This window comes from Siphonobacter aquaeclarae (genome assembly GCF_900103285.1).
Classification (GTDB): domain Bacteria; phylum Bacteroidota; class Bacteroidia; order Cytophagales; family Spirosomataceae; genus Siphonobacter; species Siphonobacter aquaeclarae.
The window spans coordinates 17678-39803 of record NZ_FNGS01000008.1 but is presented as its reverse complement, the minus strand read 5'-3'; the positions used below and the strand labels follow the sequence as shown (position 1 = coordinate 39803).

Below are 22126 nucleotides of genomic sequence, written 5' to 3'. Positions count from 1 at the left end.
AGCGAAATGAAATTCGAAGAATACAAAACCCTCGGTTTCACCAACTGGTGCGTGGAAAACCGAACCACCGTGTACATCTTCACGGTGATCATCACACTCGCGGGTTTTCTGATTTACAACAACCTGCCGAAGGAGCAGTTTCCCGATATCAAAGTACCCCAGGTATACATCAATACCGTGTACTTCGGGACGGCTCCGGCTGATATCGAAAACCTCATCAACAAACCCATTGAAAAGCAACTCAAGTCGCTTTCAGGGGTGAAATCGGTGAAATCCAATGCGTTGAATGACGTATCCGTTATCCTGGTGGAATTTCTTCCGGAAGTCAATTCCGAAGTAGCCCTACAGCGTGTCCGGGACGCCATTGACAAATCGAAGCAGGATTTGCCGGTCAAGCTCGATGCCGGTCCGACAGCCCAGAACGTGGAATTTTCCGAATTCCCGATCATGAACGTCAACCTCGCCGGAAACTTCCCGCTGCAAAAGCTGAAAGACTATGCCGAGGACCTGCAGGATGCGTTTGAAGGACTCCCCGAAATCAGCCGCGTCGATATCGTCGGCGCCCTGGAGCGGGAAATCCAGATCAACCTCGACCTGAAGCGTATGCAGGCTGCCGGGCTGACGTTTTACGACGTACAGACGGCCGTTCAGGGTGAAAACATCAACATCTCCGGTGGTGAACTCAATGTGGACAATGTCCGCCGGACGCTGCGCGTCAAGGGTGAGTTTACCGACGTGACGCAGATGCGGGAATTGCAGATCCGGACGTCAACCGGCGCGACGGTCCGCCTCGGCGACGTTGCCGACGTGGAAGACAGCTACGAAGAGCGGCAGGATTTTGCCCGTCTCGACAACAAGTCGGTCGTTACCCTCAACGTCATCAAGCGTGCCGGTACCAACCTGATTTCAGCTTCTGAGTCGATCGAAAAGATCATCGAAGAATACAAGCAGAATCATTTCCCGTCCGGGTTGAAAGTACAGATTACGGCCGATCAGTCGGAACGGACCAAAGCCGATATCCATGACCTGATCAACACGGTTATCCTCGGTTTTATTTTCGTGGTACTCGTCCTCATGTTCTTCATGGGCGTACGGGACGCGATCTTCGTAGGTCTGTCGGTGCCGTTGTCCACGCTGGTGGCATTTGTGGCCTTCCCGATCGTCGGTCCTATCATCGGATCTGTCTTTACACTGAATACCCTGGTACTTTTCGCATTCCTGCTGGGTCTGGGTATTGTGGTGGATGACGCCATCGTGGTTATCGAAAACACGCACCGGCTCTTCAACCAGCACAAGGACTGGGATATCAAACAAGCGGTAAAAGCGGCAGCTGGTGAAGTATTCATTCCGGTACTTTCCGGTACGCTGACGACAATCGCGCCGTTTTTCCCGCTGCTGTTCTGGCCGGGTATTGTCGGGGAGTTTATGAAATTCCTGCCCATTACGCTGATTATCACGCTGTTTGCTTCGCTTTTCGTGGCCTATGTCATGAACCCGGTGTTTGCCGTATCGTTCATGAAACGGCACGATGACGAGCACGGGGATCACGTTGAGAAGAATCACTGGAAAGAGCTGCGCCGGCCGACTATCGCGATGGCCATTCTGGCTATCCTCGGTTATTTCATCCACGTAGGCATCGGGAATTTCATGGTGTTTTTCCTCCTGCTGTACTACTTCAATCATTTTATTCTGACGCCGCATATCCTTGTTCCCTTTCAGGAAAACCTCCTGCCGAAACTGCGGAACGGGTACCGGAAGCTCATCAGCTGGGTCATTACCGGCTACCGCCCGATTTTCGCGGTACTCGGTTCGGTTGTATTGCTGGTTCTCGCTTTTGTGGCGACGGCTATCCGCCAGCCGAAGGTGATCTTCTTCCCCAGCGGCGATCCGGATTATGTCTATATCTACAACGTCATGCCGGTAGGTACTGACGCGTTGGTGACGGACAAGGTAACCAAGGAAATCGAGCGCCGGGTATTCAAGGTACTCGACGACAACAAGGCTCGCGGTATTGTCAACTCCGTCATTTCAAACGTCGGGAAAAACGCCGGCGATCCGTTTAACCCCGACCGGTCGGATACCCCGCACAAGTCAAAGGTGACGATTGCCTTCGTGAAGAGTACCGAACGCGGAGATATTTCGTCTGACGATATTCTCCGGAAAGTCCGCGATGCGATGCAGGGTATTCCGGGAACAGAAATCTCGGTGGAACGTGAACAAAACGGACCGCAGACCGGGAAACCCATCCAGGTGGAAATCGCTGGTGACGATTTCGAGCCGCTCATGAAGATTGAGAAGGAGTTCCGGGCCAAACTGAAAAAATCCGGTATCACCGGTATCGATCAACTGAAGTCTGACCTCGTGACGAACAAGCCCGAGATCATCGTGCAGATCGACCGGGTGAAGGCACTCCGTGAAGGTATTTCTTCCCAGCAGATTGCCGGCGCGATCCGGACGGCGCTCTTCGGTCTTGAAATCAGTAAATTCCGGGATGCGAAAGACGAGTATCCGATCATGCTGCGCCTCAAGCCGGACGATCGTACGAAAATCGAGCAGCTCCTCGACCAGAACATCGTCTACCGGGACATGAACATGGGCGGACAGCTGCGTCAGGTACCGCTGACGTCTGTAGCCAACATCAGCTATTCGACGACCTTCAGCCAGATCAACCGGAAAAACCAGCAGCGGGTCATCACCCTGAGTTCTGACGTGGTTCCGGGCGCGAATGCCAACGAAATCAACGCGCAGCTAACCCGCCTTATCGAGCAGATGCCCATGCCCAACGGCTACACCATCCGCCTCGGCGGCGAGCAGGAAGCGCAGGCCGAAACGAGTAACTTCCTCGGCGTGGCCTTCCTCGGCGCAGTACTGCTGATTTACCTCATCCTCGCGACGCAGTTCAACTCGGCCGTGAAGCCCATCATCATCTTCAGTACCATTGTGCTGTCGCTGATCGGGGTACTGTTCGGGTTTACACTCTTCAACCAGACGTTCTCCATCATCATGACGGGTGTCGGTATTTTCGCTCTCGCCGGTATTGTGATCAAGAACGGTATCCTGCTGATTGAGTTTACGGAAGAGCTGCGGATGCGGGGCTTCCCCCTGCGCCAGGCGATCATCGAGGCAGGCGGTATCCGGATGACCCCGGTATTGCTGACGGCGTCGGCGGTTATCCTCGGGTTGATTCCGCTGGCGATCGGTCTGACGATCGACTTCGCCGGATTCTTCACCAATTTCGATCCGCATATCGTCATCGGCGGAGACAGCGCGGTGTTCTGGAATATCCTCGCCTGGACGATCATCTACGGGGTAGTCTTCGCGACCATCCTGACGCTGGTCATCGTTCCCTGTCTCTACTATATCAACGAGAAGATCCGGATGAAGTGGTTTGGGAAAGTCGATCCTGCCGAAGGCATGACGACGCCCCACGAATCGGCAGAGCTGGCGATCTGATTGTCTTTCTGAGAAAAACACCGGGGCGTATGTCTCCGGTGTTTTTTTATGCATAAACTACTGAAATAAAGACTGATACCCGTGCGATACTTGTCCAGAAGCTGAAAGATCTACAGGTGTTTTTGGGCGATTATCCGATGTAGTACTCCGCTAATTTTTCACCCGTTCCTAAACAAAATTCAGGGGAAATAGTGTTATTACGGGAAATCTTACTTGTATGAATGCACTTGTTCACGGGAGTACAGGTACTCCCGACCCCCGTCCCAAAACCAGTGAAGAAAGCGAAGAAGCAGAAGAACCTGCCAGCACCGAGACCCGCGAAGAATCCGACTTCCCCAGTGTAGAAGTCCCGGGCCTCGGAGAACTGCTCGAAGAGTTGGAAGAAGGCAAGAAAAAATAACGAAAGAGCCTCCCGTCGGGGAGGCTCTTCTTATTTGCCGGCCAGCCAGCTTTCCGGATTCAGCTTTCCGTTGCCTTTCCAGACCTGGAAGTTGATTTCCGCGCCGCCGTCTTTATCGGCCATCGCCGTGCCGATCGGCTCCCGGGCTTTGATGCGCTGCCCTTCGGAAACGGCGGCGCTGGCCAGTTTGGCATAAATGGTAAAGTACTCTCCGTGCTGGATGATGACGACCGTCCCGACGCCCGTCATCGACGAAACACCCCGCACAATGCCATCATAAACAGCCCGTACCGGCTCGCCGGGATTCGTAGCAATATCTACACCGAGGTTCCGCGTGGTAATGCCCGGCATAGGTGAGTTCAGTCCGAAGTGCTCGGAAATGTATCCGGAGCGGACGGGCCATGGCAGCCGGCCGCGTGAAGATCCGAAAGACGCTCCGGCTTCTGCTTCCGGTGCAGCAGCAATGGCTGCACGCGAGCGGGTAGATTCAGAGCTGCGCACTACCGCCTCGTTTCCGGTGTTTTCCGACGCTGCTGCGGCCTTTTCGACGGCCGTCGGCTCGTCAGGCTTCGCTTTTTCGGAGGTTACCCGGGAGGCTGCTTCTGCTGCCCGGGCACGGGCTGCTTCACGCTCTTCCGCCTGCTGCCGGGCCAGGCGCTCCTTGCGCGCCCGCTCTTCCCGTTCCAGTGTCGCACGCCGGATTTCCCGCTCGATGATCCGGGTAATCATGTTGTCGAGGCGGTTGATTGCCTTGGTACGTTCCGCCAGTTCGGATTTGAGGTCGGTTTCCTGCTTGCTCAGCTCGTTTACCACGGCTGCCTGCCGTACCTTAACATTCTCCAGGTTTTTGTTTTCCGTTACCTGAGCGGTAAGGACTTCCTTCTTCCGGTACTGTTTGTACTTGATCGTATGCTGCTTGCTGACGAGCTGCCCCCGTACTTCTTCGATATGGCGCACCTGCATTTCCCGCGCTTCGGTGTATTGGCGCAGGTACTGGTACCGCATCACAAGGGAGTTGAAGCTATTGGCCGAAAAGAGGAAACTCAGTTTGCTATAGGTATTGGTGGTCTTCGAAGCCGCATAGATCATCGAAGCATATTCCTTTTTCAGGTTCTGAAGATCTTTCGTCAGCTTTCCGGTGACGACATTCAGTTCCTTCATTTCCACGTTGAGCAGGTCAAGGTCTTCCGAGAGGAGCTCAATTTGCCGGGATTTTGTCTCGATTTTACTGTTGAGGGCCTTCAGCTCCGTCAGGGACGCCTTTTTTTCCGTCGTTGTTTTGTCCAGTACCTGGTTGATTTCGGAAATACGTTCCTGGTTACGGCGCTTTTCGGCTTCCAGCTGGGTACGGCTCTGACGGGTGCTGAGTTCGTCTTCATCCGAAGTACGGCGGCGGGTGGCCGAGCGACGGGGCTGCGGTTTGGCGGGTTCCTTCTTTTGTGCCGGAGCCTCCTTCTTTTTTACTTCTTTTTTCGAATTAGCTTCTTTTTGGGAAGCGCCTTTTTGCTTGACCGAAGAGGCTTTCTTAGCCGGCTGATGGGTCGCCGCCTTCTTCTTACCCTTCTGGGCGAAGGCCTGAGGAAGAACGCAGCAAAGCAAAACAACCAGCAGCCCATCTCTCAGAAGTCGGGCAGGTATCCGGAATACAGAAAAAGGCACGAAGGAACGCAATCTTGAGGGTATTTGATGAAACCACAAAAATAACAACCCAATGCTTAGAATTTCCTCGAATACCGGGAAGGAATACTAAACGGAAACGTCTGGGTCTGGTCAGTTATCTCTACTTTTTTGTGCCGGAGCTCGATAACAGTCTGGTAAGTAGCGCCGGAAACCGGGTTTTGCTTATCCAGCGTTATCAGGCTCGTATAGGGAAACAGGTAGTCATTAAGAGCTGTAAAATGGTCGAACGTCAGGTTGAGCGTGTTGTTCGTCCGCAGTTCTACCGCCTTTAATTTCCGCAGCTTGCGGTCTTTGTTACCGATGTAGTTGTCCACCAGTACCTTTCCTGCATCCTGCCGGATGATGAAATAGTCCGGGTCCTTGCTCACCTTTCGCGGCTTTTTCTTGAGCGGCATATTGCCGACAATGATCGACTGCAGCAGGTCAAAGTTGAGATCAATACCAAACCGGGCACTCAGCGTGTCGAAGCTGAATTTGACATAGCTCCGGTGCAGGACGTCCACAATCGTCACCGTATCCCGGGTAATGAGCCCGCGGGCGCCGGTAATGCCAAACTGCCCCACGTTGAACCAGATCAGGCTGTCTTTCCGGATCTTGATATTCAGGTCGGCATTGTCGATACTGCTTTCCTTTGATTTGAACGATACTTTCGACCGGGAAACAAAGTATGGAAAGTCGATTTCTGCGACATCCACCTTTTCCTCATCCCCGGCATTGCGGGGCATTTCGATCCGGGGAGGAGCCGGAATTTCGGTCGGCCCGGCTGAGTCCGTTATGGTAACGGCCGGAGCAGTGGATTTCTGGAGTTTGTGTCGTTTACACCCGGTAAAGCCCAGGGCGAGAAGCCACAGGGCTACGAGAACGAACGAATGACGTTTATGCATAACAAGTTGCCGGACGGATCCCTCAGAGAGAGCCCGTCGAAATTTTCTTTTCGATCCGGTCGGATGTCTGACCGAGTGATTTGGCTTTCCGCCAGTATTCCAGGGCTTTTTCCTTCTCTCCCAGCTGCGAGGCCACGTCTCCATAATGCTCCCAGAAGGTTCCGTTGGAGGCATTGAGCTTCACCGCCTTATCCAGAAAAGAGGCCGCTCCCTTGAAATCTCCGCGGGCGAATAATACCCAGGCATGGGTGTCGAGGAAGGTCGCGTTTTCCGGAAACAGCTTCACCAGCCGGTTGGTCAATTCCAGGGCCCGGTCGAGCTTTACTTTCCGGAGAGAGAGAAAATAGCCGTAGTTATTCAGGACATGCTCGTTGTCGGGGTCGATTTTCAACGCCGCTTCATACGCCGTATCCGAAGCCTCGTGCTTCCCCATCGCGTTGTAGGCATCCCCAAGCTGCGCGTGGATAAAGGACAGCAGTTTTTCATCGGATGAAAGCCGCCGCGCTTCTTCCATCGCTTCGGCAGCTTTCTGATATTGTTTTTTGACCAGGTAGGCAGATCCTCCCGCATACCAGAAAACAGCCTGATTCGGAAATACTTCAATGGCTTCTTCCGAGTGGGCAATGACGCTGTCCATCTGGTTCAGGTCGCCGTCGAGCTGAATCACCCGTTGCCATACTTCGTTGAGGGAGCCATCGAGCCGCACCGCGCGGACGTAGCTGTCACGGGCGCCGGCTTTATCTTCCCGCTGCGAGAGCAAATCCCCCAGGATCACATGCCCTTGTGCCTGCTCCGGATGGGAGGTGACAAGCGAACGGGCAAACCGGAGGACGTCTTCGTTTTTCGATTCCTGCGGCAGCATCGCCATGTAACTCGTCAGTACCCGGGCTTTGGTTGTCGCGTCCAGGGAAGGGTCGGCGAATGCTTTCGAAAGCTCTTCGTTGCAACGCTTGAGATCGCCCTTCTTCCGGTACAGCTCCGCCAGCATGATGTGTGCCTGCGCATTTTCCGGCCGGGAAACAAGGATTTTCTCCAGCCAGGGAATGGCTTGTTCAGCCCGGTCGTGCGTCATGAGCAGCTCCGCCTGTTCCACCATGTAATCCACTTCGGTGGGATCGGACTGAATCAGCCGCTCGCCTTCCCGTACGGCGTCGTTGAGTTTTCCCTGCTTCAGGAGGATGAGCTGCTTCTGACGGGTAATCTCTTCTGTAACGCCGAGGGACTTTTCAATTTTTTCGTAGGACTTCAGCGCCTCGTCGTAGTGATCCTGCTGGATATAGAGCGAGGCGAGCTCGATGGCGTATTCGGTATTTCCCGGAAAACGGGCCACGAGCAACTGATACAAACGGGCCGCTTCCGAAAACTTATGCCGTTTTTCGTATAGTTCTGCGAGCAGTACAACGTTGTATTTGTTTTCCGGATCGAGGAGAAAGGATTTTTCAGCAAAAGTTATCGCTTTTTCCGCGTCGCCCTTCTTGTCCAGCGCTACTGCGAGCGAGTAGTTCATCCCGGCGTTTTCCGGCGTCAGGTCCAGCGCTTTCTGAAACTGGGGAATTGCTTTTTCGAAGTCATCCTGCACGAAGAACTTCATCCCGTCCGTAAATACCCGCTCTGCCTCGATGACCTGTTCTGCCGAGGGACCTTCTTTTTTCTTCTTCTGAGCAGAAACCGGCATGGAGAACCAGGCCAATACCACCAACCATAACGCAATTGCTTTCATAGAAAGAACAAGCTTTGGGCCGTTGGCGCATGCTTCGGGCGATAGTATACTCCGCTTTCGGGAGAAAGGACGTTCCCTACTCAAGTTACTAAATGTCAGCGGAATGCGTCGCAGTCTTACGGAAATTCTTATACGGTGATGGAGTTGTAATCTCCGACGCTCAGATCGGCTGCCTTGCTGGTCAGGTGGACAAAGTTACCCACCATGGAGTTGGCCAGGTGGACGCTTTCGATCACCGTATTTTCCTGAATGATGGAATTCCGGATGACGGAGTCCTTGACGCTCGTCTTCTTTCCTACAGAAACGTGCGGACCGAGTACTGTATTTTCAATCACGGCGTTTTCTCCGATAAATACCGGAGGAACAACAACGGAATTGATCAGTTTCACGGACGGGTGAATCAGCTGTTGATCACGGACAAACTCGAGGTAGCGCCGGTTTGTTTCGACCGTAGCCTGTTTGTTGCCGCAGTCGAGCCACTCCTGTACCTGCCCCGGAATAAACTTGATTCCCTTCCGGCGCATGTTTTCGATGGCGTCAGTCAGTTGGTATTCTCCGGAAACGCGGACGTTGTTGTCGATGAGGTACTGCAGTTCTTTCCGGAGGTTTTCACCGTCCTTGAAATAGTAGATACCGATGATGGCCAGGTCGGAGACAAACTGCTGGGGTTTTTCCACAAAGCCGCTGATCTCTCCTTTTTCGTTGAGTTCGGCGACGCCGAAGGCGCTGGGGTCTTCCACGCGCTGCACCCAGATGATAGCATCCTGGTCCTGATCGAGGCGGAACTCAGCCCGGAAGAGGGTATCGGCATAAGCCACGATCACGTTGCCATGCAGGCTCTCCGCACCGGCGAGAATAGCGTGGGCGGTTCCAAGCGGCTCATGCTGATAGCAAATACGGCCTTTGGCCCCTACTGAGGCGGCAATGGCCAGGAGGCGGTCTTCCACTTCCTGCCCGAAATCGCCGATGACAAAGGCGATTTCATCAATCGGCGATTCGCAAACCCGTGCAATGTCTTCGACGAGGCGCTGGACGATCGGTTTTCCGGCAATGGGAATAAGAGGCTTGGGAATGCTCAGGGTATGCGGGCGCATCCGTTTGCCCATCCCTGCCATGGGAATAATGATATTCATGTGTTTGGAATGTCAGTCGCTGTTGCCCGGAGGCAAATTTTCCCGCAGTACGCGGAAGCGCCGGGGGGAAGTCGTGCAAACATAGCGCCATCCCGCTGCTAAAGCAAACATGCTCAACCGACTAAAACCCTCCCGCAGGGGCGGATTGCGCCGGCGCTGCCGTTCTTTCCGGAATCCCTTTTTCAACTTTTTTCAAAAAAATATCAGCAGGGTATTGCATTCGGCCTTTTCTGCTGCTACTTTTGCAGTCCCAAAACACAGATGGTGTGGCGGAAAAACAAGGTGAAGTAGCTCAGTTGGTAGAGCAACGGACTGAAAATCCGTGTGTCGGCGGTTCGAACCCGCCCTTTACCACGAAAAACACGCTCAAAAGGCGTGTTTTTTTGTTTTAATACGCTTCTAATCTCCCTTTCTTCCGACTTCGCCGGAAAAATCTTCTCTTTGCGGCCGGAAACGGCATGCATTCATTCCCGCCGCTTTTTCCTTAACTTTATTCACGTTTAAAAACCCGCTGTCTCTTCCTGCTGCCTGTCGGCCGGACAGACGTCCTTCAACCACGCTGCCACCCATGCTCCGGCGTTTTTTATACCCGCCCGATTGACCTGGATCATGCATCCGCGTCTTAACCTCACCTTCCCAGGTGAGCTCCGGTAACCGGAGACATTACCCCAAAAACTTATAAATGATTTTCGCATGAGACTAACCCGGCTGGTCTTCGGACTGGCAATAGTCGCGTTTCCGGCTTTTGCCCAAACGCCCTATTCGTTCCGGAAGACCCTTGACCAGGTCCGCCAGACAAACCCGGTGCTGCGCCTGCAGGCTATGGATGTCGAGGCTACCCGGTCGGATGAGATCACCGCAGGCCTGAAAAGCAATCCCGTCGTCAATAATCAGACCCTTTTGCAGCTTTCCTCCCGGCACCTGCCCGACGGAGGCGGGTACCTCAGTGCCCGCAACCGGCAGTTCTGGCTGCAGCTGACGAAGGAATTTGACCTCTATGGAAAACGCGAGCGCAAAGTCCGCTTCGCGAAGGGAATGACGTCGCTGTCTGAAAATAACCTCCGCGAGACCTCCCGGACGGTACTGCGCGATGCGGGCCTGGCCTGGGTGGACGCCTGGTATGCCTCGGTCCGCCTCGATCTGCTGCTACAGACACAGGTCAACCTAGACAGTCTCGTACTCCTCAACAAAGTGCGCCTCCGGAATCAGGTAGTCACGACGACCGACCTCACCCGCACGGAGCTGCTGGCTGAGCAAAATTCCCTGCAAATCCGTACTGCCCGGCAGAACTATGCTAACCAGCTCGCTCAGTTGAAGTTGCAGACCGGGCAAACAGACAGCCTGCAGATTGATCTTTCGGATCCGGTTCTGACGCCGCTGTCGGCCGACAGCCTCCTTACCTTCGCATTGAACCAGCGGTCGGATATGCAGGTGGCCCGCAGCGGTCTGGAGGCAGCCGACCGAAATGCTGACCTGCAACAGGTACTGGCCAAACCCCGCAACGAAATGGGTACCATCTGGAACCCGCAAAACGCCGTTCCGTACCTGGGCATATACCTGACATTCGAATTGCCGGTCTTCGCCCGGAATCAGGGGGAAATTCAGAAATCGCGTATTCTGCAACAGCAGGCGCAGGATCTGATTACGTTCACGCAGAAGCGTATCAGTACTGAACTGCGGACGGCGCTCGTCACCCTTCACAATCACCAGAATACGATTCAGAAATACCAGCAGATACTGAGCCAGTCAGACAAAGTACTGGCTTCTGTCCGCTATGCCTACCTCAAGGGCGCTACGACGCTCGTCGACTACCTGGAGGCACAGCGTTTCTGGTTCGATACCCGACAAACCTATTACGACGCCCTCTACGAATACCGGAAGAGTTTCGTGGAAGTCCTTTACACCTCCGGCTTGATCTCACAATGGTAAAGAAACTGCCTTATCTCGTCCTGTTCCTCGGCCTCGCCGCCTGCCATAAAACCGAAAAGAAGGCGCCGCCCGAGGTACTTCGCCCTGCCGTTCAGGAAGACGGCCGGGTGATCGTCATGCCGAACGATACCATGGCAGCGGATTTCCGAACGATCCCGGCGTCGGCTTCGTCCCTCGTTGCCGACCTGGAAGCGCCGGCGCAGGTAGCCGCCACAGTAATCCCCTCGCGGGAGAATCCGTCGCAGAACCTGGTGCTGTTTAATGACGCGGAACTCGCCTCTCACTATACCCAGCTCGTCCAGCATAAAATCAATATCCGTACGCTGGAAATAAGCCTGGCCCGCGCGAAAGACCTTGCTACCAACGGCGCCGGAACCGGCCGGGACGTACTCGAGGCCCAGACGCAACTCGAAAATGAAAAGATATCCCTGATCGAACACGAGGCGCAGCTTGAAATGGGCGGTTTTCCGGCCGATCTTCTTCTGAAAGCCAAAGCCCAGACGGCCTGGGTAGTCTGCGAAGTGCCGGAGAATCAGCTTACCCGCGTCAAAAAGGGGCAGGTGTGCAAGTTGCGTTTTACCGCCTATCCGAACGAGGAGTTTACCGGTATTCTTCAGGCTGTCAATGAAATAGCCGACCGGCAGACTCGGATGATCAAGCTGCGAATTTTGGTGCAGAACGGAGGCGGGCGCCTCAAAGCGGGTATGTTTGCCACGGTGCGCTTCGGCGTCGCGGAGGGTAATTTCCTCTCGGTTCCGCAGACCGCCATTGTTACGATACAGGGGCAGGACTACCTGTTCGTCCGGACAAAGCCCCGGACGTTTGAACGCCGGCAGGTCACGACCGGCCAGCAGACGGGGCAGTCGATCGTCATCTTTTCCGGTATCCGTTCCGGCGACGAAGTCGTCACCGAAAACGCCATGCAATTGAAGGGTATCAGTTTCGGTTTCTAACCTCCCACTCCCATGATTTTACAGGCACAGATTATCCTGGATAAAGACGAAATGGATCAGCGGGGCCGCCCCCTCTACATCACCATCCTCCAATGGCTGGTAGAGCATGATATCGTCGACGCAGCTGTTTTCGAAGGAATCAGTGGTATTGGCTCGAACCGGCGGATTTCCCGGCCGGGAGCCCTGTTTTCGTTTGACGAACCTCCGGTCATGATCCTCTTCAGCGATGAAGCCGGCAAAGTCAAAAACGCCCTGCATGAGATCCGGGCGTTTTGCCCGACGGCCCTCATGATGTCCTACCACGTTGAAATGCACTGACCTCCATGATCCGCAGTTTATTACTTTTTTCCCTGAAGAACCGGTGGGTGGTTGTCGCCCTCGCCGCGGCGATGATGGGGGTCGGCTACTGGTGCTTCCGGATGCTCAAAATCGAAGCCTATCCGGACATCGCCGATACCAACGTCATCGTCATCGCCCCGTACAACGGGCGGGCCGCCGAGGAAGTCGAGCAGCAGGTGACCATTCCCATCGAAAGGGCTCTTAACAATACGCCGCACGTCACTGACCGCCGCTCCCGGACGATCTTCGGGCTGTCGGTTGTACAGCTCAACTTCGACGAAACCGTCACCGATTACTTCGCGCGGCAGCAGGTACTCGAACGCCTGCAAACGGCGGAACTGCCGAACGGCGTGGTTCCGGAGCTGGCGCCGCTGACTACGGCAGTCGGAGAAATTTACCGCTATGTGGTGGAAGCGCCGCCGAGCTATACGCCCATGCAACTTCGCGATTTGCAGGACTGGCGCATTGTCCCGCAGTTGCTGCAGGTACCGGGTATTGCAGATGTGGTAACCTTCGGCGGACCGCTCAAGGAATTCCATATTCTCGCTGACCCGGCAAAGCTCCGGAAATACGGACTCAGCCTGCCGGAGGTAATGGAATCCGTCGAAAAGAATAACCAGAATACCGGCGGAAACGTCATCAGCCGCGGCGGACAGGGCTTTGCCGTGCGCGGACTCGGGGTCTTGAAGACGACGAAGGACATTGAAAACATCGTCCTCACGGCGATCGACGGCGTACCGGTATTCCTCCGGGATGTAGCCAGCGTGGAAATCGCCCCGCCGCCGCCGTCGGGTATCCTTGGCTATAACGTCCGGGATGCCAAACTGGATATCACCGGCTCGACGGAAGGTATTGTCGTACTCCGCCGCGGTGAAAACCCCAGCGAGGCGCTCGTTGCCCTCAAGGAAAAAATCGCCGATCTCGAAGCGCGCGAGCTGCCCAAAGGCGTGAAGCTGCGGGTGTTGTACGACCGGAGCTTCCTCATCGACCACTCGCTGGAGACGGTCGCGCATACCCTGTTTGAAGGTATCTCCATCGTCATCGTACTGCTGGTCCTGTTCCTGGGAAGTTTCCGGGCGGCGCTGGTCGTGACGATTACCATTCCCTTTTCGCTCCTTTTTGCCTTCGTTCTGATGAAAGTAGCCGGTATTCCGGCCAACCTGCTTTCGCTGGGGGCGATTGACTTCGGGATTATTGTGGATGGTGCCTGCGTCATGGTCGAGCACCTCGTCCGACGATACCGGGCCGCCACAGCGGAAGAAAAGCAGCGGGGTATTATTCCGCTGACCATGTCGGCGGCGCAGGAAGTAGGGCGGGAAATCTTTTTCTCGGTGACGATCATCATCCTTGCCTACCTGCCTATTCTGCTCATGCAGCGGGTAGAAGGCAAACTGTTCCGGCCGATGGCCCTGACGCTGGCGTTTGCGGTAGTCGGCTCGATGCTCGCCGCGCTGACGTTCATTCCGGTGCTGGTATCCTTTGCCTTCCGGAAAGCGCTCGACCCCAACGCAAAACCGCTCAAGGAACACAAAAACATACTCCTCACGCCCTTCGAGAAAGGCTATGCCTGGCTATTGAAGCGCTTGCTGAAGATCCCGAAAACAGTACTGGCGATCGGCTTTTCCGTTGTGATCGTGATGATAGGTATGGGATCAAGGCTGGGCAGCGAATTTTTGCCTGAACTGGATGAAGGTTCGATCTTCCTCCGCTCCTTCATGCCGTCGGGGGTGACGATTCAGGAAAACGCCAAAATCGCCCCCGAAATCCGGCGAATCATCGCGAAGAACTATCCCGTTGATTTTGTCATCACCCAAACCGGACGGAACGACACCGGAACAGACCCCTTCCCGCCAAACCGGACGGAAATACTCGTCGGGTTGAAGGACTATTCCATGTGGACGGATAGTCTCCGGAAAAAAGACCTCGTTGCCCGTATCCAGACCGAGTTGCAAAACCGGTTTCCGGGCTCCTTCTTCTCGTCCGGGCAGCCGATTATTGATCAGGTAATGGAAATCGTAACCGGGTCGGCAGCGGATCTCGCGATTTCAGTTGTCGGAAATGACCTCGACCTGCTTCGCTCCAAAGCCGATAGTATCGCGACGATTGTACGGAAGACAAAAGGCGCCGTTGCGGTTAATATCGAACAGGAAGGACCTCAGGACCAGCTGTCTATCCAGATCAACCGGCAGGCGGCTGCGCGGTATGGCGTCAACGTAGCCGATGTGGAGACGATGGTTGAGGCGGCCGTAGGCGGCAAAGCCATCGGTACGATCTATGACGAAGACCGGCGCTACGACCTCATGATCCGCTTCACGCCTGAAAGCCGCAGCTCCATTGATGCGATCCGGCAGTTGCAGGTACCGACCGCCGCAGGAGCGCTGATTCCGATGAACGAGCTCGCCGACATCCGGTATGTGCAGGGACAAACGAATATCTACCGCATCAACAGCAAGCGCATGGTGACGGTCCGGACTAATATCCGCGGCCGCGACCAGGGTGGTTTTGTCAAGGAAATTCAGGATAAGGTTGATAAAAACGTCCACATTCCGGAGGGGTATTCGGTCATCTACGGCGGGCAGTATGAGAACCTCGAGCGGGCAGGCGGGCAATTGCTGCTGACGATTCCGCTGACCGTACTCGTCGTTTTCCTCTTCCTCTATATCCTGTACCGGAATTTCCGGGATACCCTCCTGACGCTCACCTGTATACTCTTTGCGCTCGGCGGGGGTATCGTGGCGCTGCTGTCACGCGGGTATAACTTCAACGTGTCGGCGGGGGTTGGGTTCGTATCCATCTTCGGGATTTCGGTAATGGCCGGGGTATTGCTGGTTTCGGCGCTCAACCGGGCGAAAACCGGCGGCAGCGATCTCTTCGAACTAACCTATGAAATTTCCAAAGAGCAACTGCGTGCCATCATGGCGATCATGATCGTCGCCATTATCGGGCTGGTGCCGGCCGCTACGTCTTCCGGTATCGGATCAGACGTCCAGCGGCCGCTGGCAACGGTGATCATCGGCGGATTGACCTCCACCCTGATCCTGACGCCGCTGCTGATTCCGCCTTTGTTCCTGTTGCTCGAAAAACGCGCGATGGCAAAACCCAAAACAGTTGCGCCGCGGGATGAGCCGGAGCTGTAGATAGGAAGGGGCTGTTTTTGTGACAGCCCCTTTTTCTTGCAATACATTGCCTGTCAGGCGGTTGTTCCAACGAAAAGTATCAAACTCACCTTCGGAAACGTTTTCCCGAAAGACGCCGGAAAGCTGACCTGAATCGGTTTTCTTCCGTTGCCGGACGAATCATCCTATCTTGCGGTTTCATTCCCACTTCAACTGAACATGATCCGATACCTGTGCTGTGCCTTGCTGACGATGTGGAGCGTGAAGACCTTCGCGCAGTCTCCCAAACGGGAACTGCGGGCCGTCTGGATCGCAACCGTCGATAATATTGACTGGCCCAGGCCGGGCGATTACAACCCTGCCTCCCAGCAGCAGCATTTCCGGCAGATACTGGATACGCATCAGCAGACAGGTCTCAACGCAGTTTTTGTTCAGGTGCGGGATGCCGCGGATTCATATTACGCCAAAGGGCAGATGGAACCCTGGTCGGAATGGCTCACCGGCCGGCAGGGAAAAGCGCCGGAGCCCTTCTATGATCCGCTGACCTTTATGCTCGAAGAAGCGCACCGCCGCGGCATCGAGTTTCACGCCTGGTTGAACCTGAACCGGGCGGTCTTCCGAGGCCATACCAATGTGACGCCTGATCACGTCAGCCGGTTGCATCCTGATTGGATGATTACGTACGATGGTACCAAGATTTTCAACGTCGGCGTACCGGAAGTCCGAAACTACATCACGAAAATCGTTACGAACCTCGCCCGGAATTACGACCTGGACGGTATTCATTTCGACGATTATTTCTATCCTTACCGCGTTCCCGGCCAGGTACTTGACGACCAGGTCGCGTTTTACAAGTACGGCGCAGGGTACCGCAGCATCAACGACTGGCGGCGGGCCAATATCGATCAGCTGATTCACCAGATTTCTGATTCGCTCAAAGCCATCAATCCCCGTATCAAATTCGGCATCAGCCCTTCGGCAGTTTGGCGAAACCGCAGTCCGCTGGTCCCGGATGGTTCCGAAACCCGCGGCCTCAGCGCCTACGAGGAGCTCTATGCCGATACCCGGAAATGGATCCGGGAAAGCTGGATTGACTACATCGCGCCCCAGGTGTATTTCCACCGGACGCACCGGCTCGTCCCCTATGAACCGCTCATCGAATGGTGGCGGAAGAATTGCTACGGCAGGCATCTGTACATCGGCCAGGGCGCCTACCGCCTCAACGGCCGGGAAAACGGCTGGGAAACCGCCTCCGAGATCGCCGACCAGATTCGCTGGAACCGGAAACATCCTGAAATACAGGGAAGTATCTTCTTCAGCTCCCGGTCATTGACCAACAATTTCAAAGGCGTTCAGGATACCCTCCGGAACGGTTTGTACCAGCTTCCGGCCTTCGTTCCGACGATGCCGTGGAAAGACGCGACCGCGCCGCTCCCGCCCCAGGAATTTTCCATCGAAAAAGACGGAAACGGGATTGTGCTCAAATGGGAAACGCCGCCGCCGGCTGTGGACGGCGACCGCCCCTACCGCTACATCGTGTACCGGTTTCAGGAGCAGGAGGCGATCAACCTGGGAAATGTCCGGCATATTGTCGGTATACTCAATGCGCCGGGTACGTCTTTCCGTGATACACCGCCGGCGAAGGGAAATTACCGGTATGTCGTGACGTCAATGGATCGCCTCAGCAACGAAAGCCTGGGCGTCATGTCGGATGTGGAGAATCAGTAATACCCGCAGATTTTTCCTGACAAAGCGGAAGAATAGCACATAAAAAAGGCTCCGGGAATGTACTTCCCGGAGCCTTTTTCTTTCCCTTCTTTTTCTTTTAATGCCCGATTACCAGATCCGCCAGCGTACCGAGCAAAACAGCAAAAAGCATGGATGAAATCATGCCCAGCATATACGAAGCAAATGCTTTGAAATAGCTGGCCATTTTCTTCTTGTCAAAAAACTGACCGATTGCCCAGACACAATAGGCAATCGCTACAATACCACCTGCCTGCACCACATTCAGGTGTGTCAATCCTTGCACAATGGCGAAGACGGCGTAAAACAGCATCCCCATCCCCATGACAAAGCAGAGCAGTATCAGTATTTCATAGAAATTATCGTCGTACTTCCTGAAAAATACCTTCGTCCAAAAGGCGATGAATACGCCCATGATGATATTCGCGTAGCCATAATGATCCTGTACCCATTTGAAAATCAGGTCGGTTGACGATTTTTTCGCCCCGTCGTATTTGACGTAGCCGTCGTCGATGTGAAAGAAATGGGTAATGAGCGTGTAAATCAGCGACGTGACAATAATGAAGATAATCGGTTTGACGAGCCGGCTTCTGTTTTCGGTAATGAAGTGCCGTACGCTGTCTCCCGGCTTCGTCAGCAATTCGCGGACGGTAAACAGAATACCCTTTTCGAAATGCAGTACGTGTTCAATTTCATGCAGGATATAGTGTCCGTTGATCCTTTTTACTTTCGCAGGTTGGCCGCAGTTCGGACAAAAATTCAGGGTTACTTCTGTGTTACAGTTTTTACAATTCATCGTTTGTTGGTGAGTCAATGGGTGTGGCGGGGACAGGGCTCGTCAAGGGTTTGAGGTTTGGTATTCAGGGGAAAAATACCCGTTTGAGGAGGCTGTCAACTGAAGCTATTCTATCTGTCAGCCTACCCGGTACGGTACCCGCATACCCGGCTAAGATATGTCAACAAACAGATAAAATCAAAGCCCGCACTACCGAAGGCTTCCGTGTAAAACTGATGTATTTCCCCAACGGATTACCACCTAAAGCCTATCACTTACAGCTGTAACAATACCAGCCACGCCTCCCGTACCTTATTCTCTGCCAGCCGCCGCCGGGCCAGGTGATGCCTTTCCTCACGGGAAGAAGGAATGTGATTTTCAAGCTGATATGCCTGTACTTCCTCCGGTTCCGGCAGCCGTTCGGCATTGGCCAGCATACCCAGCTCGTTTCCGGTGAGGATGGTGCTGTTTCGGACGTTTTCCGGCAGCTGATCAAATCCGATCCCAAGGTTGCGGGCGGGCTTCGGTACTTCAAACAACCCGGCCGACGCACGCGAATACCAGTCCGCCCCCAGGCGGGCTACCCAGTCGGTTTTCCGCTGGTCGATTACTCCCCGCTCGTCGAGCAATTCGTCGGCAATGTGCATGCGGATGACTTCGGCAATGACCAGATTCGCATCACCGATGGATTCGATTTTCAGCACTTTACACTCCAGCTGTACCGGCGCTTCCGCTACCCGCGGCGGCCGGACCAGGTCAGACGGTATCTCCGTCAGCCCCGCCTTGATAAACTCATTGGTGCCTGCGGGGTACTCGCAACTCGCGAGAGACGCCTGCTGCACCATCGCATAGTCGACGAGATTGATGACCATCTCCGGTACTTCCAGCAAATTGAGATAGGTGTGTTTCTGGGAGCCGTCGCGCGCGCGGCGGTTCGGCGAAAATACCACGACAGGCGGCTCGGTCCCGAACAGGTTGAAATAGCTGAACGGGCTCAGGTTCACCACTCCGGCGGCATTTACCGTGCTGGCAAACGCAATAGGTCTCGGCGCCACAGCCGATTTGATATTCGACAGAAAAAGGGCTTTCTCGGAAGGATCAAGGGTTATCATGCAGAGGTATATCATGGGCCGGCAATATCCGGCCGGTTACTTCCCCGAAACCGACGCGGATATCCCCTTTCCGGCCGAAACCGGAAAGCGTTACCCGGTCGCCGTCGAGGAGATAAGTTCGGGAAGACCCGTCGCTGAGCAGGACCGGTTCCGTTCGTTCCAGGAGACAGCCTTCGTCGTCGGGACCGGATACCGTTCCGGAGGCCAGCAGGTCTCCGACCGACAAATTACAGCCATTGCTGGTATGATGGACGACCATCTGGGAAAAGTTCCAGTACAGGTCGGCGAGGTTGGTCCGCGCCGTGACGGTATCGTTTAGCCGTACTTCCAGCCGGATGTCGAACTGCCGGTTACCGGGTGTTTTCAGATAGGGGAGTATCTCTTTCTCCGGCTCGGCTACACGGAAGGGGTCGAGCGCATCCAGCGGAACGATCCAGGGCGAAATCGAGGTGCAGAAGTTCTTTCCCAGAAAGGGTCCCAGCGGCTGGTATTCCCAGCGCTGAATATCCCGGGCTGACCAGTCGTTCAACAATACAAACCCGAAAATGCAGGCTTCGGCCTCTTCTGCGGGCACTGTTGTACCCGGTTGGGTATTCCGGCCGATGACGGCGGCGACTTCCAGCTCATAATCAAGCGATTCGGTAGGAAGATAAGCCGGTTTCCCATTTTGCAGGATCTGACCTTTCGGACGGGGAAAGTCGGTTCCGGACACAACCACCGAACCTGCCCGGCCGTGATAGGCTACCGGCAGGCTTTTCCAATTGGGCATGAGTGGATTATCGGGGCGAAAGCGCTTGCCTACCCGCGTCGCATGGTATTCAGAAGCGTAGAAATCGGTGTAATCGCCGATGTGCAGCGGCAGGTGCAGCATTACATCCGCCCGTCTGTGGGAAAACGTCGGCAGCAACGGCTCCCATCCGAGCCGGTTTTCAACCCTGAAAATGGATTGTACGGCCTCCCGCACGCGGGTATGAATCCCTTGCTCAATGAATGGATTCAGTACCGGCTGCCGGAAAACCTGCACGTCTATTCCCGGAAAAAGGCCCAGTCGCGACAGGGCGGGCAAGTCCAGAACGAGGTCTCCGAGCGCAATACCTGCCCGGGGTTTGGTACCTTTTGTGGAGAAGATCCCGTAGGGAAGGTTATGGATGGAAAAGTCCGAATCCGGATCGGTAAGCAGCCAGGTTTGCATAGGGCAGGATCACGGGCTGCCGGGGCATTATCCCGTGATATTCAGGTAAATAGTATCGAGAATACGGACGAGGTCGTCGAAGTCGTTGTCCGAAAGGTTGGCCCAGCCCATGCGGCGGACTTCGGCGACAACCGGAAAGGCGGCGTGAAATTTCTGCTCGCCGGCCTCCGTCAGGTAGATGTTAAACTTCCGGCGGTCTTCCTCGGACATCCTGCGTTCGACGAGTCCTTTTTTCACCAGCAGATCGAGAATACGGGTGACCGTCGGGTTGTCTTTCGCCGTCATCTCCGCCAGGACGTTCTGGCTGATGGCCGGGTAGTGAAAGACGTGATCGAGCAACACCCACTGGTCTACTGTCAGGTCCATTCCGGCTTCGTCCAACCGTTTCTGAAACACATACCGTACTTTCTTGATGGTTGTGTCGATCTTGAAAAAATACGCTCTCTGATCGGAAGCTGTCATCTCGGAATCGGGGATTACCCGGCGCCGGGTGTCGGAGCGGCGCCGGATGTTGATTAATCAAAAGTAATCCGCAATTCGGGAATTCGGCCATTCTGCGGGTTTATAAAGTACCCCGAAGCGCCTGTTCACGTTCGATTGCTTCGAAAAGTGCTTTGAAATTACCCTTTCCGAAAGAACGGGCGCCTTTTCGCTGAATGACCTCGAAAAACAGCGTCGGACGGGAGACAACCGGCTTCGTGAAAATCTGAAGGAGGTAGCCTTCGTCGTCCCGGTCAACCAGAATGCCCAATCGCTCAAGCTCTTCCAGGTTTTCGTCGATTGGCCCTACCCGCTCTTTCAGGTCTTCGTAATAGCTGGCCGGCACTTTCAGAAACTCAATCCCCCGGGCGCGCAGGGCGGTGACGGTGCACAGGATATCCTCCGTCGCCACAGCGATGTGCTGCACCCCCGCGCCTCCGTAAAAATCGAGGTACTCCTCTACCTGCGATTTCTTCCGCCCTTCCGCCGGCTCGTTGATCGGGAACTTGATGCGCCCGTTTCCGTTCGACATTACCTTGCTCATCAGGGCGGTGTATTCGGTGGAAATATCCTTGTCGTCGAATCCGACCAGCTGACTGAATCCCATTACTTCGGCGTAAAAACGTACCCAGGTATTCATCTCTCCCCAGCCGACGTTTCCAACCATGTGATCGACGTACTTCAGGCCCGCCGGATCAGGCCGGTATTCCGGATTCCAGGCTTTGTAACCCGGTAGAAAAACGCCGTTGTACCGGCTCCGGTCTACAAACACGTGAATGGTATCTCCGTAGGTCCGGATGGCGGAGCGGGTGACAGAACCCTGACTATCCGACTCCGTAACCGGCTCGAATACCGGGACAGCGCCCCGGTGCGTGGTTTCTTCAAAAGCAGAAAAGGCGTCCTCGACCCACAGTGCAACGGTCTTGACGCCGTCGCCGTGGTGGTCGATGTGCCTGCCGATCTCCGTACCGCCCGACAGCGGCGCGGTCAGTACCAGGCGGATTTTTCCCTGCTGGACGACATAGCTCTCGCGGTCCCGGATACCGGTTTCCAGGCCCGCGTATGCCAGGGGCTGAAATCCCATAGCCGACTGAAAGTAATGAGCCGCCTGCCGTGCGTTGGAGACATACAGCTCGATGTAGTCGGTACCGTTGATGGGCAGAAAGTCGACCGGCGGCGCAGCCGGTGCAGAAAGGACGGACGGATTCATAGGT

The 22126-nt window shown here is 54.9% G+C and carries 16 protein-coding genes and 1 tRNA gene; 8 read left to right on the top strand and 9 right to left on the bottom strand.

Features of this window, described 5'->3' with window-relative positions:
* Positions 1-6 precede the first annotated feature (6 nt).
* Positions 7-3453: an efflux RND transporter permease subunit gene (locus BLR09_RS19615; protein WP_093207011.1), complete on the top strand. Its 3447-nt coding sequence runs from the start codon at positions 7-9 to the stop codon at positions 3451-3453.
* Positions 3454-3670: 217 nt separating this feature from the next.
* Positions 3671-3853 (top strand): hypothetical protein, encoded by a 183-nt coding sequence (locus tag BLR09_RS19610; protein ID WP_093207008.1) that lies wholly within the window; start codon positions 3671-3673, stop codon positions 3851-3853.
* Positions 3854-3883: 30 nt separating this feature from the next.
* Here BLR09_RS19610 and BLR09_RS19605 read toward each other — a convergent pair whose 3' ends face one another.
* The 4 genes from BLR09_RS19605 to BLR09_RS19590 form a co-directional block, all read right to left on the bottom strand.
* Positions 3884-5512 carry a murein hydrolase activator EnvC family protein gene (locus tag BLR09_RS19605; RefSeq protein ID WP_143011162.1) on the bottom strand — a complete coding sequence of 543 codons (1629 nt, stop codon included), beginning with the start codon at positions 5510-5512 and terminating at the stop codon, positions 3884-3886.
* A 56-nt stretch (positions 5513-5568) separates the two neighbouring features.
* The gene (locus BLR09_RS19600; RefSeq protein WP_093207003.1) at positions 5569-6417 is read right to left on the bottom strand and encodes a lipoprotein insertase outer membrane protein LolB1; all 849 of its coding nucleotides are present in this window, start codon (positions 6415-6417) and stop codon (positions 5569-5571) included.
* 22 nt (positions 6418-6439) lie between these two features.
* Positions 6440-8137: a tetratricopeptide repeat protein gene (locus tag BLR09_RS19595; protein ID WP_093207000.1), complete on the bottom strand. Its 1698-nt coding sequence runs from the start codon at positions 8135-8137 to the stop codon at positions 6440-6442.
* A 128-nt stretch (positions 8138-8265) separates the two neighbouring features.
* Positions 8266-9270: a sugar phosphate nucleotidyltransferase gene (locus BLR09_RS19590; protein WP_093206998.1), complete on the bottom strand. Its 1005-nt coding sequence runs from the start codon at positions 9268-9270 to the stop codon at positions 8266-8268.
* A gap of 281 nt (positions 9271-9551) precedes the next feature.
* Between BLR09_RS19590 and BLR09_RS19585 the strand changes: the two genes are divergently transcribed.
* The 6 genes from BLR09_RS19585 to BLR09_RS19555 all read left to right on the top strand — a co-directional run bounded on the left by BLR09_RS19585 (position 9552) and on the right by BLR09_RS19555 (position 17335).
* Positions 9552-9624, top strand: a tRNA-Phe gene (locus BLR09_RS19585).
* Positions 9625-9963: 339 nt separating this feature from the next.
* Complete coding sequence (locus BLR09_RS19575) at positions 9964-11199, top strand: TolC family protein (RefSeq protein ID WP_093206994.1); 1236 nt, start codon at positions 9964-9966, stop codon at positions 11197-11199.
* Positions 11193-12152, top strand: coding sequence for an efflux RND transporter periplasmic adaptor subunit (locus BLR09_RS19570; RefSeq protein ID WP_093206991.1), 960 nt, complete (start codon positions 11193-11195; stop codon positions 12150-12152). The genes BLR09_RS19575 and BLR09_RS19570 overlap by 7 nt, the downstream gene beginning before the upstream one ends.
* Before the next feature lie 12 nt (positions 12153-12164).
* The gene (locus BLR09_RS19565; protein WP_218126698.1) at positions 12165-12470 is read left to right on the top strand and encodes a DUF190 domain-containing protein; all 306 of its coding nucleotides are present in this window, start codon (positions 12165-12167) and stop codon (positions 12468-12470) included.
* A gap of 5 nt (positions 12471-12475) precedes the next feature.
* Entirely contained in the window at positions 12476-15628 is a 3153-nt protein-coding gene (locus BLR09_RS19560) for an efflux RND transporter permease subunit (RefSeq protein WP_093206990.1), read from the top strand.
* A gap of 198 nt (positions 15629-15826) precedes the next feature.
* Entirely contained in the window at positions 15827-17335 is a 1509-nt protein-coding gene (locus BLR09_RS19555) for a glycoside hydrolase family 10-like protein (protein ID WP_245689957.1), read from the top strand.
* A 97-nt stretch (positions 17336-17432) separates the two neighbouring features.
* Here the strand turns inward: BLR09_RS19555 and BLR09_RS19550 are convergent, their stop codons facing one another.
* The 5 genes from BLR09_RS19550 to hppD form a co-directional block, all read right to left on the bottom strand.
* The gene (locus tag BLR09_RS19550; protein ID WP_093206987.1) at positions 17433-18149 is read right to left on the bottom strand and encodes a DUF3667 domain-containing protein; all 717 of its coding nucleotides are present in this window, start codon (positions 18147-18149) and stop codon (positions 17433-17435) included.
* A gap of 254 nt (positions 18150-18403) precedes the next feature.
* Positions 18404-19240: a flavin reductase family protein gene (locus BLR09_RS19540; RefSeq protein ID WP_093206982.1), complete on the bottom strand. Its 837-nt coding sequence runs from the start codon at positions 19238-19240 to the stop codon at positions 18404-18406.
* Positions 19227-20432 (bottom strand): fumarylacetoacetase, encoded by a 1206-nt coding sequence (gene fahA, locus BLR09_RS19535; protein ID WP_093206980.1) that lies wholly within the window; start codon positions 20430-20432, stop codon positions 19227-19229. Before fahA ends, BLR09_RS19540 begins: the two co-directional genes overlap by 14 nt.
* A 27-nt stretch (positions 20433-20459) precedes the next feature.
* Positions 20460-20894, bottom strand: coding sequence for a MarR family winged helix-turn-helix transcriptional regulator (locus BLR09_RS19530; RefSeq protein ID WP_093206977.1), 435 nt, complete (start codon positions 20892-20894; stop codon positions 20460-20462).
* Between the two features lie 100 nt (positions 20895-20994).
* Positions 20995-22122: a 4-hydroxyphenylpyruvate dioxygenase gene (hppD, locus tag BLR09_RS19525; protein WP_093206975.1), complete on the bottom strand. Its 1128-nt coding sequence runs from the start codon at positions 22120-22122 to the stop codon at positions 20995-20997.
* Positions 22123-22126 lie beyond the last annotated feature (4 nt).